Source organism: Nonomuraea fuscirosea (genome assembly GCF_003001935.1).
GTDB lineage: Bacteria > Actinomycetota > Actinomycetes > Streptosporangiales > Streptosporangiaceae > Nonomuraea > Nonomuraea fuscirosea.
This window is the reverse complement of record NZ_PVNG01000001.1, coordinates 152,887-168,273: the sequence shown is the minus strand read 5'-3', so window position 1 is coordinate 168,273 and position 15,387 is coordinate 152,887. Positions and strand designations below refer to the sequence as shown.

General features: G+C 71.7%; 12 protein-coding genes. 5 read left to right on the top strand and 7 right to left on the bottom strand.

Annotated features, from left to right (window positions below; all coding sequences use genetic code 11):
• Positions 1 to 26 precede the first annotated feature (26 nt).
• Positions 27 to 3,359: a septation protein SepH gene (gene sepH, locus B0I32_RS59540; protein ID WP_245955437.1), complete on the top strand. Its 3,333-nt coding sequence runs from the start codon at positions 27 to 29 to the stop codon at positions 3,357 to 3,359.
• 138 nt (positions 3,360 to 3,497) lie between these two features.
• Here the strand turns inward: sepH and B0I32_RS00755 are convergent, their stop codons facing one another.
• Positions 3,498 to 5,012 carry a PH domain-containing protein gene (locus B0I32_RS00755; protein ID WP_245955436.1) on the bottom strand — a complete coding sequence of 505 codons (1,515 nt, stop codon included), beginning with the start codon at positions 5,010 to 5,012 and terminating at the stop codon, positions 3,498 to 3,500.
• A 224-nt stretch (positions 5,013 to 5,236) separates the two neighbouring features.
• Entirely contained in the window at positions 5,237 to 5,752 is a 516-nt protein-coding gene (locus B0I32_RS00750; RefSeq protein ID WP_245955435.1) for a PH domain-containing protein, read from the bottom strand.
• A 586-nt stretch (positions 5,753 to 6,338) separates the two neighbouring features.
• Here B0I32_RS00750 and B0I32_RS00745 point away from each other — a divergent pair.
• The 4 genes from B0I32_RS00745 (at position 6,339) to B0I32_RS00730 (ending at position 11,936) form a co-directional block, all read left to right on the top strand.
• Positions 6,339 to 6,908 carry a YbhB/YbcL family Raf kinase inhibitor-like protein gene (locus tag B0I32_RS00745; protein ID WP_245955434.1) on the top strand — a complete coding sequence of 190 codons (570 nt, stop codon included), beginning with the start codon at positions 6,339 to 6,341 and terminating at the stop codon, positions 6,906 to 6,908.
• Positions 6,909 to 7,092: 184 nt separating this feature from the next.
• The gene (locus B0I32_RS00740) at positions 7,093 to 8,703 is read left to right on the top strand and encodes a hypothetical protein (protein WP_106234036.1); all 1,611 of its coding nucleotides are present in this window, start codon (positions 7,093 to 7,095) and stop codon (positions 8,701 to 8,703) included.
• A 78-nt stretch (positions 8,704 to 8,781) separates the two neighbouring features.
• Positions 8,782 to 11,022, top strand: a complete 2,241-nt coding sequence (locus B0I32_RS00735; RefSeq protein WP_106234034.1) for a SulP family inorganic anion transporter — start codon at positions 8,782 to 8,784, stop codon at positions 11,020 to 11,022.
• Positions 11,023 to 11,297: 275 nt separating this feature from the next.
• On the top strand, positions 11,298 to 11,936 hold the full coding sequence (locus tag B0I32_RS00730) for a class I SAM-dependent methyltransferase (RefSeq protein ID WP_106234033.1): 639 nt from the start codon (positions 11,298 to 11,300) through the stop codon (positions 11,934 to 11,936).
• Positions 11,937 to 11,950: 14 nt separating this feature from the next.
• On the opposite strand, the gene B0I32_RS00725 is transcribed toward B0I32_RS00730, so the two are convergent.
• The 5 genes from B0I32_RS00725 to B0I32_RS00710 form a co-directional block, all read right to left on the bottom strand.
• Positions 11,951 to 13,108: a methyltransferase domain-containing protein gene (locus B0I32_RS00725; RefSeq protein ID WP_245955432.1), complete on the bottom strand. Its 1,158-nt coding sequence runs from the start codon at positions 13,106 to 13,108 to the stop codon at positions 11,951 to 11,953.
• A complete protein-coding gene (locus tag B0I32_RS00720) occupies positions 13,105 to 13,800 on the bottom strand; it encodes an SPASM domain-containing protein (protein WP_219911580.1) in 696 nt (231 codons plus the stop codon). Before B0I32_RS00720 ends, B0I32_RS00725 begins: the two co-directional genes overlap by 4 nt.
• A 646-nt stretch (positions 13,801 to 14,446) precedes the next feature.
• Positions 14,447 to 14,569 (bottom strand): ester cyclase, encoded by a 123-nt coding sequence (locus B0I32_RS59535; RefSeq protein WP_146177991.1) that lies wholly within the window; start codon positions 14,567 to 14,569, stop codon positions 14,447 to 14,449.
• Between the two features lie 35 nt (positions 14,570 to 14,604).
• A complete protein-coding gene (locus tag B0I32_RS59530; RefSeq protein WP_106234029.1) occupies positions 14,605 to 14,862 on the bottom strand; it encodes a nuclear transport factor 2 family protein in 258 nt (85 codons plus the stop codon).
• A 44-nt stretch (positions 14,863 to 14,906) separates the two neighbouring features.
• Entirely contained in the window at positions 14,907 to 15,356 is a 450-nt protein-coding gene (locus B0I32_RS00710) for a hypothetical protein (RefSeq protein ID WP_106234027.1), read from the bottom strand.
• Positions 15,357 to 15,387: the final 31 nt, after the last annotated feature.

Sequence of the window (15,387 nt, the reverse complement as noted above, 5' to 3'; positions counted from 1 at the left end):
ATGGCGACGCTGACGAAGGGACTCGCATGCAGGAGCTCCGACTCGTCGCGGTAAGTGAGGACGGCACCTACCTCGTGCTGGCTACTGCCGGACGGGGTACGCGCTTCACGCTTCCCGTGGACGACCGGCTCCGTGCTGCCGTCCGCGGCAACTTCTCCCGTCTCGGCCAGTACGAGATCGAAGTGGAGAGTCCGTTGCGCCCCAAGGAGATCCAGGCCCGCATCCGAGCCGGAGAGACGGCGGAGGAGATCGCGGCGACCGCCGGGATCCCCGTCGAGCGCGTCCGCTGGTTCGAGGGGCCGGTGCTGCAGGAGCGGGAGTACGTCGCCCAGCAGGCGCAACGTGTGGCCGTACGGATGCCGGGCGAGTCCGCTCCCGGGCCGACGCTCGGCGACCTCGTCGCGGAGCGGCTGACCAGGCGCGGCGTGCCCACCGACGAGATCGACTGGGACTCCGCCAAGCGCGACGACGGCCTGTGGCGGGTCAAGCTCGGCTACGTGTGGAACGGTCACACGCGCCACGCCGAGTGGCTCTTCGACCCGCGCAAGCGGCACGTGACACCCCACGACGACGAGGCCCTGCGGCTGTCGTCCGCCGACTTCGACCCCGATCCCGCCGTGGTGGAGGACACCACGGTGATGCCGTTCGCGCCGCGGGTGGCCAAGCTGCAGCCGGTGCCGCCGCTCGCCTCCGACGCGCTGCCGTTCCCGTCGGTGGTACGCCGCGAGCCGGAGGAGCCGGCCGTCGGCTACACCCCGCCGGTCCGGTCGCCGGAGACCGCCTACACCCGGCCGCCCGAGACGCCGCCGCGCGAGGCGCCCTTCGCCCCCGGCCCGCGCCAGGACTACGACCAGGGCGAGGAACCGGCCGCCCGCCACGACTCCCCTGCCAGGGACTCCGGCCACCGCGCCGACCCCGGCCACCGGCAGGACTCCGTACGCGAGCCCTACCGGCCCGAACCGCCCGCCCGCGAAACCGGCCACACCCGCCCCGGCGACACCTCGTCCCGCCGCGGCGGGTCTTCGCCGTGGCTGCCCGACTTCGGCGCGGGACGCTCCGGCGACCGCGAGACCGACTCGATCTACGCCCCGGCCACGCCGCCGTCCTCCCGCCCCACGCCCTGGCCGCCCACCGACGACACCCCGTCCCACGCCGACCAGCACTTCACTCCGTCCGACGACCACCGCCCCTCGCACCGTCCCGCGCCCACCCAGGACCACCGCCCCAACGGGCCGACGTCCGCCCAGGACCGGCAGACGGCACAGCCGCAGGCACCCGCCGACGCGCTCTCCCCCGCCCAGGCTCAGCCGGTCGCCGACCTGCGCAACACGGCGACCACCCAGTCCGAGCCGCCATCCGCCCAGCCCGCGCACCCGGCCCGCCAGACGGAACCGGCCGCCCACGCTGAGACAGCCACCACGCAGCCCGAGACTCAGGCCGTCCAGCCCACGCCGCCGACCCACCAAACGGGACCGACCGCCCAGGCGGAGACGGTCACCGCGCGACCCGAGGCTCAGGCTGCCCAGCCCACGTCTCCGGCCGTCCACACGGAGTCGGGCACCCAGGCCGGGTCGGGCACCCAGACCGAGCCGAGCGCCCAGGTTGAGCCGGCCTCTCAGGCTGAGACCGCCGTCGTCCGGGCGGACGCGCCGCCCGGGGCTGCAGCGAGCCAGGCCGGCACCGGCGCATCCGTTCCCACGGCGGAGGACACCTCGCGGACCGCCACGGAAGCGGCCACCGCATCCGTTGCGCCGGCCGCCTCCACGGACATCACGGTGGAAGTGGTCGGGCAATCCACCACCGCAGAGCCCGCTGCCACGGCCACCTCGGAGACGACACCCGCTCCCGCCGCGAAGGCCGTGACTCCCGCGACCGAGGCCCAGCCCGAGCTCGCGTCCGGATCCGCACCGGCCCAGCCCGTCGAGAGCAGCGAGACCGCCGCCGAGGCCACTGACGCGGAGGCCGTCGAAGCCGGCGACACGGCCACTGCCGCCGAGCCCGCCAAGAGCGACGAGACCGCCACGGCCGGAGCCCCGGGGGCTGCAACCACCGCCGATCAGCCGGTCGCCGCCGAGCAGCAGGCCGACAACGAGAAGCCGATCGTCAGCGAAGTGACCACCGCGTCCGGGACGACGCCTACGCCCGAGACGACGATGGCCGAGACGACCATGTCCGAGGCCACCACGCCTCAGACGACCGCGTCCCAGACTGCGGCATCTCAGGCTGCGGCATCCCAGGCGTCCTCGTCCCAGACGACGACCGCCTCGAATACGGCAACCGCATCCGACTCGACGGCCGAGAGCACGGCTAGGGGAACGACCGAGACGACGGGCACAGCCGAGGACGCGGTCGAGACGACGGGCACGGCCAAGGACACGGTCCCGGCCCAGACCACGTCTGCTCCGGGCTCCACAGCCACCGTCGAAAGCGCCGCCAAGCCCGGGGCCGCATCAGAGACCCTGGCCGCAACCGACACGACGCCGGCTACTGAGACCGCAGCCACAGCCGCTGCCGAGACCCCGGCGACTGGCGGCTCCACGGCTGCCGAGTCCACCACTACCGGCTCCACGGCTTCCACGGCTGCCGCCGAATCCACGGTCGCTGCCGAGGCTACGGTCACTCCCGAGACGGTTGCTTCCGAGACCACGGCGACTTCGGAGACGACGGCCGCCGCTGCGTCGGCCGCCACCGGTACCACCCCGGCAACCGCTGCGACCCCCGAGGGAACGAGCGCTGCCGAGACTCCGGCCACCGGCGCGGAGGTCGCCGGCGAGGCGTCCGCTTCGGAAGTGGCAACCGCCGAAACGACCAGCACCGGAACAGCCGCCACCGCCGAGCCGTCCACCGGTGACGAGACGAAGTCGGCCGCCGAGGTCGCCGCCGAGACGACGCCGGCTCCCGACGCGACGCCCGTCCCCGAGGCCGCTGACGCTCCTGAGGCGACGCCCGTTTCTGAGACGGTCTCCGTTCCCGAACCGACGCCCGCTCCCGAACGGGCACCCGCTTCCCAGGCGGCGGCCGTTCAGGAAGAGACGCCCGCCTCCGAAGACGCTCCTGCGGCGGCGACCGAATCTGAGACGCCGACCCCGGCGAAGCTGGCGGCGCAGAAGAAGGCGGGGCGGCCCGCGCCCGAGCAGCCGGCTCGGGAGGGCAAGCCCCCGGCGCCCAAGCCGAAGCCCGCTCCTGCGGTTCCGGCGGCGCGCGCGGCCAAGGACGAGCCGAAGGAGGACCCGGCCGTGCCCGTGCCCTCTCCGCCGCCCGCTCCGGCCGCCCGTCAGGCGCGCAAGGGTTCGAGGGGCCGCCGGGCCTCCGTGCCGACCTGGGACGAGATCATGTTCGGCGCCCGCCGCCAGGACTGATCAGAACGACCCAAGCCTGACCAGCACGGGCCCTGAACCGACCGGGCCGAGCCCGGCCTGACCGGGTTCAGGCCAGGACCGCCCGGGCGAACCCGAACTGCCCCGGCCGCATCAGGACTGTCACCGGTGAGTCCTCGGTCAGGGCTTGTCGTGCTCCAGGAAAGGTGTGAGCCACTCCGGGGTCACCTCGGTGGGGAAGCCGACCGCCTGTGGCAGGGACACGTCGATGGCCGAGTAACCCCCCTTGCCGGCCCCGACCCCGGCGATGAGGGTGAGGACTCCGGCCTGTCGCTGGAACCATGTCTGCCGCAGCCGCCAGCCCACCACGGCCCGGCGTTCGACCACGGCCTGGGCGCGGCGCAGTGAGCCGGACCGTACCGACAGGCGTACCCCGTCGTAGCCGTGGCCCAGGGAGGCGTAGCGGTCGAGTCCGAGCGGCACCCCGATGCCGGCCATGGCCAGCAGCAGCACCAGCAGGACCCACCACAGCACCGCCCCGGTGAGCGCCGCCGCGACGGCGGCGAGCAGGGCGGTGAGGAGCCAGGGGAAGACGGCGCGGAACAGCCGCCGCCGGCGCGCCACCGGCGGATGGGGCCTGAGCTCACCGCGGTAGGGGCCGATCGCGTCGCCGGTCACCTGGAAGGCCACGTCGCGGGGTACGTCGGGCAGCAGTTGCCCCCGCGTCTCCGAGTCGCCGAGCCCGGTGACGATGGCCCAGACGCGGGTGACGCCCGCCCACCGTTCGGCCAGGCCGTCCACGATCTCGTAGCCGCGTACCCGCTGCGACTCCAGCGACACGCTGCGCCGGTTGATCAGCCCGCGTTCGGCCACGAGGTAGCCGTCGCGGCGCTTGAGCGTGAAGTCCCAGTTGAAGATCGCGTACATCAGGCCGCCCGCGAACGGCATCGCCACCACCAGCAGCACCGCCAGCGCCAGCAGCAGGTAGGGGTGCTCCCAGAGCCACTCGCCCGCGTTCCAGGCGGTGTCCCGGCTGAACCCCAGCTCGTCGCCCCACTGGAACGCCAGCCCCACCAGGCCGCCGGCGAAGGCGAAGGGGGTCAGCAGGTACGCGCCCGAGAGGGGCCCGTACAGCAGCCACCTGCGCGGCACGGCGATGATCGGGCGCTCCCTGGGCCCGGCGGCCGGCGCCGCCTCGCCGGGAGCGTGCGGCACGGGCTCGGCGGTGCGGCGCAGGAGCACCGCCTTGAGGCGTTCGGCCTCCTCCGGCGTGACGCCGGCCAGCTTCGCCTCCTCCTCGCCGCCGCTCGCCCCTGTGTCGATCTTGAGGATGGTCAGGCCGAGCAGCCGGTGCATGGGCGGGGTGGAGACGTCGACGCCGCGGATGCGTTCCAGGGGGATGGTACGGACGGAGCGGCTGATCAGCGAGCGCTTGGTCTCCAGGCGGTCGCCGACGATCTCGTACGTGAACGTGGCCCAGCGGATGATCGCGAACACCACGGCGCCGATGACGCCCGCGGCGGCGTAGCCGTACGACCTGGCTGAGAAACCGCCCACGAACAGGACGCCGACCAGGGGAAGGAGCAGCGAGGGGAGCATGCGCACCGGGTCGATGAGCAGCACCTTGGGGCTGAGCCGCTGCGGAACCCGTACGGCGGGCCCGGGAAACGGCCCAGGTCCAGGCCCCGGCCCCATACCGGGATGACCCGGCGGAGGCGGGACGTGTCCGCCTTCCCGGGCGTCCGGGGGCGGCCCGGCCGGCGGCGACCATCCGCCGCCCTGAGGAGGCACCGGCGCGGGAGGCCGCCCGTCATGCGGTGGCGGCGGGGCGCTGGACCGCGACGGGTCGACGGGTCCGGACGGGTCGACGGGTCCGGACGGATCTGACGAAGAAGGCGGGTCGTCCGGGTGGGGGCCGGTCATGTCGCGTCGTCCCTCAGTTGTTCGGCCCGGTGGGCCAGCTCCTCGGCAAGCCCGGCCGCCACCCGGTAGTCGAGCCCCTTGATCGTGGACGAGCCCGCGTGCGACGCCGTGCGGATCTCCAGGGTGGCCAGACCGAGCATCCGCTCGAACCACCCTTGCCCCTTGTCGACCGTCTGGATGCGGCTCACAGGCACGAACACCCACTCCCTGGTCAGGAAGCCCGACCTGGCGTAGACGACGTCTCCTGACAGCTCCCAGCGATGCACGGCGTACCGTACGAACGGCTCGGCCGCGAGGAACGGCAGCGTCGCCACCACGACCGCGGCCGGCAGCAGCCACGGGTCACGGGCGAACCAGGCGGGCACCCAGGACCATCCGCCGGCCCACCGCGAGAGCAGCAGCGAGATGCCGGCGAAGAACACGAAGGCGATCAGCGACTCCAGCAACCACAGCCGTACGGCCTTGGGCGAGACGCGGTTCGCCGGATCGCGCAGCGGGCCATTTGACGTCACAAAGCCAGCTTAGGGTGCGAACCGCCGGGGTGATCTGCCAGCGGGCCGGTAAAGATCCGCCGGACGCTCCGGCGTGTCTGCCACCCGGGGACTTCACGCGGGTGCATGCTCGTTGGCGGCCCGGCCGCAGGCTGTCGAGCTTGGCCACGTCGGCGGCGCCACGTTCGTGCCAGCCAGGCTCGGGCGGCGCGGGGACCGCACCACAGCGCGAGCGCCTAACGCAACGTGGCAGCCGCCGTCCGCGCCCTCGCCCGCGAACGCCACCCCATCGGGCAAGCCCCTTTAGCCGAACGGCGCGACCTGGCGCACCCGATTTTTCGTCCGGACCCGTTAATGGAACGATGGCCCCGTCAGCGACGGCCAAGGGCCCGCACCGCCTCCATGTGCGGCCGCGGCGAACGCGCAGCCCAGAAATGGTCCGCCGGCATGTCCGGATCATCCCCCGACCTGGCGCTCCTACCGGCTCCGTTGTGGCCAAGTTCACTACGCGGATGCCGTCATTCCGGCAGTTTTCGGATCCTTTACCTACCACCGACCATCGAGAAACGGTCTGCGCACCGCCGAGACCCGCGTAGCATCATCCGGCATGGGGCTGTGTAACACGGCATCACGCATGCGACGCATCACTGTCAGTGTGACAGTGGTGGCACTCGCGTTCGCGCTGGCGGGTTGTGGCAGCTTTTTCGGCAGGTCAGAGGCGAAGGACATCGCGGAGATCAACGTCGCGAGCCCCGAGCTGCGCGACGGCGAGCCGCTGCCGCGCGAATACTCCTGCCGGGGCGATCAGGGCAGTCCGCCGCTGCGCTGGTCGAGCCAGCCCCTGTCCGAGGCGGAGTCGATCGCCATCGTGGTCGACAGCCACACGTCATCCGAGTCGGCCGTGCACTGGGTGCTGTACAACATCCCGGCCACCACGACCGAGCTCGGCCCCGATGCCGCCGCCGATCCCCCCGAGGGATCCGGGCAGGCGAAGGTGACCAGCGGGAAGGTGGGCTACGAGCCCCCCTGCCAGGACCGGGCCAGCTACCGGTTCACCGTCTACACGTTGGACGGCAAGGTCGATCTGCCGGGAGGCTCCGAGCTTCCCGAAGTTCTGAAGAAGATCGCGGATCAGACCATCGCCCGCGGCAGGCTCACCGCGGTGAACATTGAGTGAGCAGTCAAATACGACATGTAGTACCGGTGTACCAATTCTTCACGTAGGGTGTGACAACTCTCATAGTGGTCCGACACAATCAGATCCAATCGTTAGGCACTGGTGATCAAAGGGGGCAGGTCGCGTCGATGGCCGCGCGATCTCATCGGTGCCAGAGGGAGGCCATGACTTTGAGGGTGGTGCAATGATCGCGGTCGTCATCAGCTTGGTCGCTGTCGTGCTCGCCGTGCTCGCTGTCGTGGCACTGGGCATGCGCTCCATGAACCGCAGGGAGAGCTCGCTACCTCCGGAACGGCTGAAGGAGATGGCCGAGAAGGAGGAGAACACGCTCACGCGCTCCACGGACCAGTTCGCGGCGCACGAGCCGCGCATGGCCAACTTCAGCCCCGACTTCAGCCCGATCGACGAGCCGAAACCGAAGCCGGTCCGTACCGGTCAGCGGGGCAGGCGCGGCGTCGACGAGTGGGGCAACCCGAGCACGGACGACGACGACGAGGAGTTCTGGGCCAACATCCGCAGCGACGCGGAGGAGGGCGGCTTCGGCGCCGGCGGCACCGTCGCCGCGCGCAAGGGCGCCTCCCGCCCCGTCGAGCGTGAGCGGCCCGCCGCCGAGCGTCCGGCCCAGCGTGAGCGTCCTGCCGAGCGTGAGCGTACGGCCGAGCGCGAGCGGCCCGCGGAACGCGAGCGCACCGCTCCGCGTGAGCGGCCCGCCGAGCGCCGTTCCGAGCGGCCCGCCAAGCGGTCCAGCCGTTCCGCCAAGCCGCAGCCCGCGACCGCCGGCGCCGACCCCAACGCCGCCACCGTCCAGGCCCCCCTCCCCCAGCGTCAGCCCGCGGCCGCCAACCTGGCCGACCTCGTCGAGCCGCAGAAGCGCGCCACTCCCTCGCAGTCCGAGCTGGCCGACCAGCGCACCGTCACCTTCGCGGCCCCGACGGCCGACGTGATGAGCATCCTCGGCGCGGGCGCCCAGCCGGTGCCCGCCCCCACCCGTCCCGAGTCGTCGCCCGTGAGCCGGCCCGCGCGGGCCGAGCGCCCGGCGGCCAGGCCCGCCCCGGTGGCCTCCAACGGGGTCTCCTCCAACGCCTATCCGGCGAGCGGCGGCAGCGGCTCGTTCCCGGCCCAGCCCTCGGTGAGCGGCAGCGGCTCGTTCCCCGCGGTGAGCAACCCGGCGAGCCCGGTGAGCAACCCGGTGAACCCCGCCTCCAGCGGCAGCTTCCCCGCCGTCCCCGCCGGGCCCATCCACGGCGCGCCGACGAGCGACCCGTTCCCCGCGTACGGCGGCGCCGACGCCCTGGAGACCACCTACCCGCCCGCGGCGGCGAGCTCGTCCGGCTCCTGGCCCGCCTCTCCCGACATCTTCGACGACCCCGCCCCCGCGGCCGCCGCCTATCCCGGCGCGAGCTCGTGGCCGGCGTTCGAGCAGCCCGCCGAGCGTTCCTCCTATCCCGCCTCCTACGAGGTGCGGGCCGGCTGGGCCGTGGCCGACGACTCCGACCCGCTCACCGCCCCCTCCCCCGCGACCGGCACCCCGACCGCGCCCGCCCGCGCGGTCTCCAACTACGACGACGTGCTCTCGGCCCCGACGCCGCCGCAGTCGCCGTTCGGGCCGGGCGCCTACGAGACGGGCGACATCACCACCGCCCCCGCCGCCGCCTGGCCCGACCCTCCGGCCGCGGGCAACGGCGCTCAGGGCACCTGGCCCGGGTACGCCGGGCAGCCTCCGGCGCAGGACAACGGCCGTGGCAACCACCGCCGGGGCCCGGAGCAGGACTATCCGAACGACTACTACCGATGATCTTTAGCGCCCATTAATGCGTAAAACCCGCGTGACGCCCCCCTAAAGCGGGGTCGACGGAGCAATAGGGTTTGCTCCATGTTCCGCGACACGCAGAGTAGCTGGCTGAGCACCCTCCGGCATGACGTGCCAGCCTCGCTCGTGGTTTCCCTCGTCGCGGTGCCCCTTTCCCTGGGCATCGCGATGGCCTCCGGCGCGCCGCTGACAGCCGGGCTCATCGCCGCCGTGGTGGGCGGCATCGTGGCGGGCGCGCTGGGCGGTTCCGCCGTCCAGGTGAGCGGTCCCGCCGCCGGTCTCTCGCTGGTGGTCGTTGATCTGGTGCACACGTACGGATGGCGTGCCACCTGCATGATCACCCTGCTGGCCGGGGCCGTACAACTCGTCCTCGGAGTGTTCAAGGCGGCCAGGGCCGCGCTGGCGGTGTCACCCGCCGTGCTGCACGGCATGCTGGCCGCGGTCGGCGTCATCATCGCCCTCTCCCAGCTCCACATCGTGCTGGGCGGCAGCTCGCAGCGCTCCGCCATCGCGAACCTCGTCGAGCTGCCCGGGCAGATCCTGCACCTGCACGGCCACAAGGTCGCCGTGGGCGTGCTCACGATCACCGTGCTGGCGCTGTGGACGCGCCTGCCCCGGCGGATCAAGGCGGTGCCCGCGCCACTGGCGGCGCTGCTCACGGCGGCGGTGACGGCGTGGGCGTTCGGCTGGGACGTCACCCGGGTGGACCTGTCGGGCGGCTTCACCGACTGGGCCTTCCCCGTGCTGCCGCAGGGCGACTGGCATCTCGTGGTGGCCTCCGTCCTGCTGGTGGCGCTGCTGGCCGGGTGCGAGTCGCTGCTGTGCTCGGTCGCGGTGGACGGCATGCACGGCGGCCGCCGCGCCGACCTCGACCAGGAGCTGACCGGCCAGGGCGTGGCCAACATGGTCAGCGGCGCGCTCGGCGGCCTGCCGCTGGCCGGGGTGATCGTGCGCAGCACCGCGAATGTGGCGGCGGGCGGGCGTACCCGCTGGTCGACGATTCTGCACGGAGTGTGGGTGCTGGTGTTCGCGACCGGGTTCGGCTGGTCGATCACACTGATCCCGCTGGAGGCGCTGGCGGCGCTGCTGGTGTTCATCGGCATGCAGATGGTGAACCTGGGCCACATCAGGAAGGTGCACGGGCACGGCGAGGTGCCGGTGTACGTCGTCACGCTCGTCACCGTGATCCTGCTCGGCCTCGCCGAGGGTGTGCTGGCGGGTCTGGCCCTGGCCGCGCTGCTCGCACTGCGCCGCCTGACCTGGGTGACCGTGCTCAAGCGGGCGGAGGGCGACGGGCGGCTGCACGTGACGATCTCGGGGTCGCTGACGTTCCTCGGGGTGCCGCGGCTGACGCGCGAGCTGCGCACGATCCCCGCGGGCACGCCCGTCGACCTCGACCTGAACATCGACTTCATGGACAACGGCGCCTTCGAGGCCATCCACTCCTGGCGGCTCGACCACGAGCGCATGGGCGGCACGGTCGACATCGACGAGCTGCACGACGAGTGGTACGCGCTGGCGGCCAGCGGCGCCCACATGCTGCCGGTGAAGTCACCGCCGAAGGCGCCGGACCGCTGGTGGCTGCCGTGGGCGCAGCGGCGGCGGCGTCCCGAGCCGGTCCCGCTGGACGGCGCCGTCGCGGGCGCGCAGGAGTGCCTGCTCACGGCCGGGGCACGCGAGTACCACCGCAGTACGGCGCCGCTCGTCCGCCCGATCTTCACCGAGCTGGCCCGCAAGCAGCAGCCGACCCACCTGTTCATCACCTGCGCCGACTCCCGGATCATGCCCAGCCTGATCACCGCCAGCGGTCCCGGCGACCTGTTCACCGTGCGCAACATCGGCAACCTGGTGCCGCGCAGGGGCTCCGAGCCGCACGACGACTCGATGGTGGCGGCCATCGAGTACGCCACGCAGGTGCTGGGCGTGCACACCATCACGGTGTGCGGCCACTCGGGCTGCGGCGCGATGGCCGGGGTGCTGAGCGGCGGGGTGCAGGCGGGCAGCCTGCCCGGGCTGCGCCGGTGGCTGCGGCACGGTGACCACAGCCTGGCCACGTTCATCGACACCGAGGGCGACCGGCTGCACAGCGGGGCGCTGGACGTGCTGTGCCGGGTGAACGTGCAGCAGCAGCTGGAGAACCTGCGCACCTACCGCAAGGTCGACGAGCAGGTCAGGGCGGGCAAGCTGGAGCTGGTGGGGCTGTTCTTCGACATCGGCTCGGCGCGGGTGCACATGGTGCCGCCACTGCGCCCGTCGAACGCGCCCAGGACGTTCGACCATCCGGTGGCCGCGGGCGAGGAGTAGAGCCCGGGCCGTTCTGCGTAATCCTCCGCAGAACGGCCCGGGGAAGGCGGGTTAGGGTCGCGGTGCCAGCGAGGTGCTCCCGTTGCCCACGGCGCCCCTCGCGACGCCGGTCCTCACTCCCAGGGGCCGGAGGGGCGGAGGCGCCCGCCGTTCGAGCTATGCCCCCTCTCGGGGCCGCCGATGGTAGCCGGACGGAGCGCGACCCACCTCCGCCCCTCACCGGCCGGAACGCGTTGAGCCGGGCATTCTGGTAGAAACAGAACCCGGGGGACGCCATGACATCAGACTTCCAGAACCCGCGCTTCGCGCAGGCGTACGCACGGATGAGCGTGCTCACCGACCAGCGCGGCGCGTACGAGCACCGGCGGCGGCTGCTGGCCGGCGCCGAGGGCCGGGTGATCGAGATCGGCGCCGGCAACGGCCTCAACTTCCCGCACTACCCGAAGGCTGTGACGGAGGTCGTGGCCGTGGAGCCGGACGACACGCTGCGCGGCCTGGCCACCGCCGCGGCCAGGTCGGCCCCGGTGCCCGTCTCCGTGATGGCCGGCCACGCCGAGGCCCTGCCCGGCCCGGAGAGCGACTTCGACACGGCGGTGGTGTCGCTGGTGCTGTGCTCGGTGCCGTCGCAGCAGCGGGCGCTGGCGGAGATCGCGCGCGTGCTCGTCCCGGGCGGGCGGCTGTGCTTCTACGAGCACGTACGCTCGGCGAACCCGCTGTTCGCCCTGCTGGAGGACGCCATCACCCCGGTCTGGCGCCGAGCGGCGGGCGGCTGCCACCCGAACCGGGACACCCTGCGGGCGATCGAACGAGCGGGCTTCGAGGCGACCGAATCCGACCGGTTCACCTTCTCCCCCCAGCCCTTCGTCCCCCGCACCGCCCACATCCTGGGCCACGCCCGCACCACGAAACCCTGAGGGTGCCCCGCCTCCTACCGGCCGATGATGGCCTTCCAACGGCCGCGCCGAAGCGTGATCACCCCGTCGTGGCCGATCGTCGCCCGGGCGCCACGAAACGGCAGCTCGCCATGGCGGATCCAATGGTCGCGCACGACGTCGAGGTGGTCCCACAGGCGGCGCGGCCCGCCCTGATGCACGGTGACGTCACCCTCGCGCTCCTCGGCGCGGGCCCACGAGCCGTCCTCGTGCGTCATGACCGCGACGCGGAGGTCGCCTTTCTCCAGGTAGTGGTGCTCGATGCCGGGCGCGAGTATCTCCAGCATGGTGCGGACGTCCCACGCCTCGACCACGTCCAGCACCGGATAACGGCCGCGCGTGACGTACTCGCCCGCCGCCGTTTCGGCTAGCTCGCTCAGCGCCGGATCATACGGTGGGTAGTCGTCGCCGGTCCTGGCGTGCATGAACATGGCCTGGTCACGCTCGATCCTGCCGGCCGCGGTGCCGTCCTCCCGTTTCTCGGCGGTGAGAACGAGCCCCATGTCGGCGAGCGTGGTGACCAACCGGCCGCCGACGTGCAGCGCCTCCAGCCATGAGGGCGGGACGGTCCGCACCGACACCATGGCGACGACGCGGTCCCACCGCCCGGGCAGCGGGCCCTGGGCGTCGGTGGTGATGAGCTCCGGCTGGTGACCGAGCTCGTCCAGCCGGTCTCGCCCCGCGCTGTTGAGGTACGGGTCCACGTCGACGGCGCTGACGCGAGCCGCCCCGAGCCGGGCGCAGAGTACGGCGGTGCCGTACCCGCTGCCGGTCCCGACGTCCAGCACGGTGCATCGGTCGCCGATCGAGGCGTGCCGGTACATCTGCACCACCAGCCCCGGCAGGGTGGACGACGAGGTGGGCAGACCGGCCGGAACCGCACCCGGCCCGGCGTGATCCGCGTGCAGGGCGCCGACCCGGGTCACAAGCGTCTGGTCGCTGTACGCCGCCTCCAACCACATGCGGTGATCGGACGTACCGTCGCGAAGCTCCCAGCCGCTGGAGGCGTACTCCCACCACCGAGGAACGAACGCGTGCCGCGGTACGGACTCGACGGCGCCGCGCCACCTGGAGCCGGGCGGGGTGGCGACCGCGGCCAGGGCCCGCGCGTGCTTCCTCCACTCCATCGCAGAGCACTCACCGACGCCGGTCACCGACCGCCTCCTGTCTCCGGTCGAATCTCGCGTGCGGAAATCCGTGGCAGAACCAGTGCGTCGCCCTCGCAGATGGTCTCGGCCGGTTTACAGTCACCGCCGTCCTGGTTCGGCTTGCAGGGGGTGTTCGGCTTGCAGTCGCCGTCTCGCGGCTGAGGCCGGCGAGGCACCTGCGCGAGCAGCTCGTACCAGGCGGCACTGCCGAAGATGTCGGCCAGCCGAGTGGTGCGGACGTTGCCGGCTGAAGGCAGGAATCGGGACAGGACACACGTCCGGACGTCGCCGTTCCAGGAGACGGCAGCACGACCGTCACCGCACTGGCCACACAACTCGTTCACGTTCGACTGCACACCCATGGTGCGGGCGGCGCGGCCGACCGCACGTATCCGGTCGGGAGCCCCGACATGAGCAGCGCCCATGCTGATCATCTCCTCACGAGCTTCGTCAGCACGCTGACCAGACCCACCGAGGTCAACGATGCCGACTTTGAGCGCGATGCCGCGTTCGATCGCCCGCAGGATGTTGGCACGGGTCCTGGCATGGCTGCCTCGGCGGTCGGTGATCCTGTCATGCTCGGCGGCGACGTCGCTGTAATAGGACGTCGCCAGCGTCACGTCCGGGTGGGAGTACAGCTCCCACAACGGGGCGGTGACGCGGTACAGGTTGGAATACACCTGGACGCGCAGCCCCACCCCGAGAGCTGCTCGGCCAGGCGCGAGAAGTCCGGGTGAACGGTCGGCTCGCCACCGATGAGCTGGACCGTTGTGATGCCGGCGGCGGGAGCGGTGTCGAGGAGCCGTTCCCAGTCGGCGCAGGTCATCTGCCCACGACCCTTGGTAGGGCCGGCGTCGGCGTAGCAGAGGCTCGGGCACCGCAACTGGCACCGCTGGGTGAGCTCCAACTCCAGGAACCACACCGAGGTGAGGGCGGGTCGGGGCCCGGAAGCCGGAGTGGCGAATGCTGGTTCAGCCGTCATGATGATCGACTTTCTTGAGGCGGATCTGTTCTGGCGCCGAGGGTGAGCCGACATCAGAAACGCTGCGGGCCGCGCTGAGGTGACCAGCGGCTCGCAGGTTATCCCTTCCATGGTTCAGGCGGCGGCGGTTCAGGTAACGGCGGGCAACCGCCCGCCGCCGCTGTGTGACAGCCGACGCGAACAAAAGCCGCCGAAATGGGCGCTGACCGACGTCGCTCCTCCGAAACGCCGGCTGACCTCCTTCCTCCCCGGTCTCAGCCCGCCGCCCGCGGGCGTCGGCGGAGATCGCGCGTGCTCGGAGTCCCCGGGGGACGGCATTCGGGGCACGAACCGGTGCCACGGCTTGCGGCGTCGACTGCTGTCTAGAAGGCTGGGATCGATTCGGGGACGAGCCCCGCCTGACGGAGCAACCCGTACACGTCGGTCTCGCCCCAGAACTCGACGATCTTGCCATCATGCAGTCGGTACGACTTGATCCCTGTCATGGTCAGATCTCTGCCCGTGCGGTCGTGCGCATAGGTCAGCGTGAAGGCCGCAGTGACCCGGTCCCAGCCGCGAAGATGTCGTCGATGCGCACGCGGCAGTTCGACAATCCGGGCGTCAAGATCGACGCTTCGACATGGTGCCGCCCTCGCACGTGCTGGCCCGCGCCATGGATGAGCACATCCTCGGCCATTAGGCCCTCTAGGTCAGTTGTTCGACGGTCCTCGAAGATCCGCAAGTAGCGGCGGACGACTTCGGCATTACGCTGGGCGATGGATTTCGTCACGTCCGGCATGCATAACCCTCGCAATCGCGCGGCCACTGACCAAATATCGGAGCTCAGGAGATCGTGTCTCCGCCTTCACCGATCCGGCGGTCGTCTCTTGTTTCAGCAAGGTATTCGTTCACCTGGCGCGGGTTGTAGCCGCGCCACACTGTCACGAAATGAGGTGTCCCGCTTGTGGGAGAAGCGTTCTCATGCGGCCGTTCCAGCGACGCGATGTAGCTGTCCACGTCGTGCCGGCGGTAACCGCGCATCGTGATCTCGAAGCGCGGATTCCCGTGGGTCTGCCGGGTCCTCGTGCGTAAGAGATCGCGCATCGTGGTGACGCAAAGTACGACGCCCAAGAGTACGAGGGCCAGAAGTGTCGCGAATTCGAAGCCGGAAGGACGGACGAAGACCAGCCTGGTCAGGCCGAAAATCGCGATGATCGGCGGAGCGGTGAACGCGATGATTTTCTGTGTGACGGGGAGGCCGTCCCACCAGGGCCTGCGGTCCGCCGGGCTCATGGGCTCAATATGTCAGAGCGCGGCCTGCCGG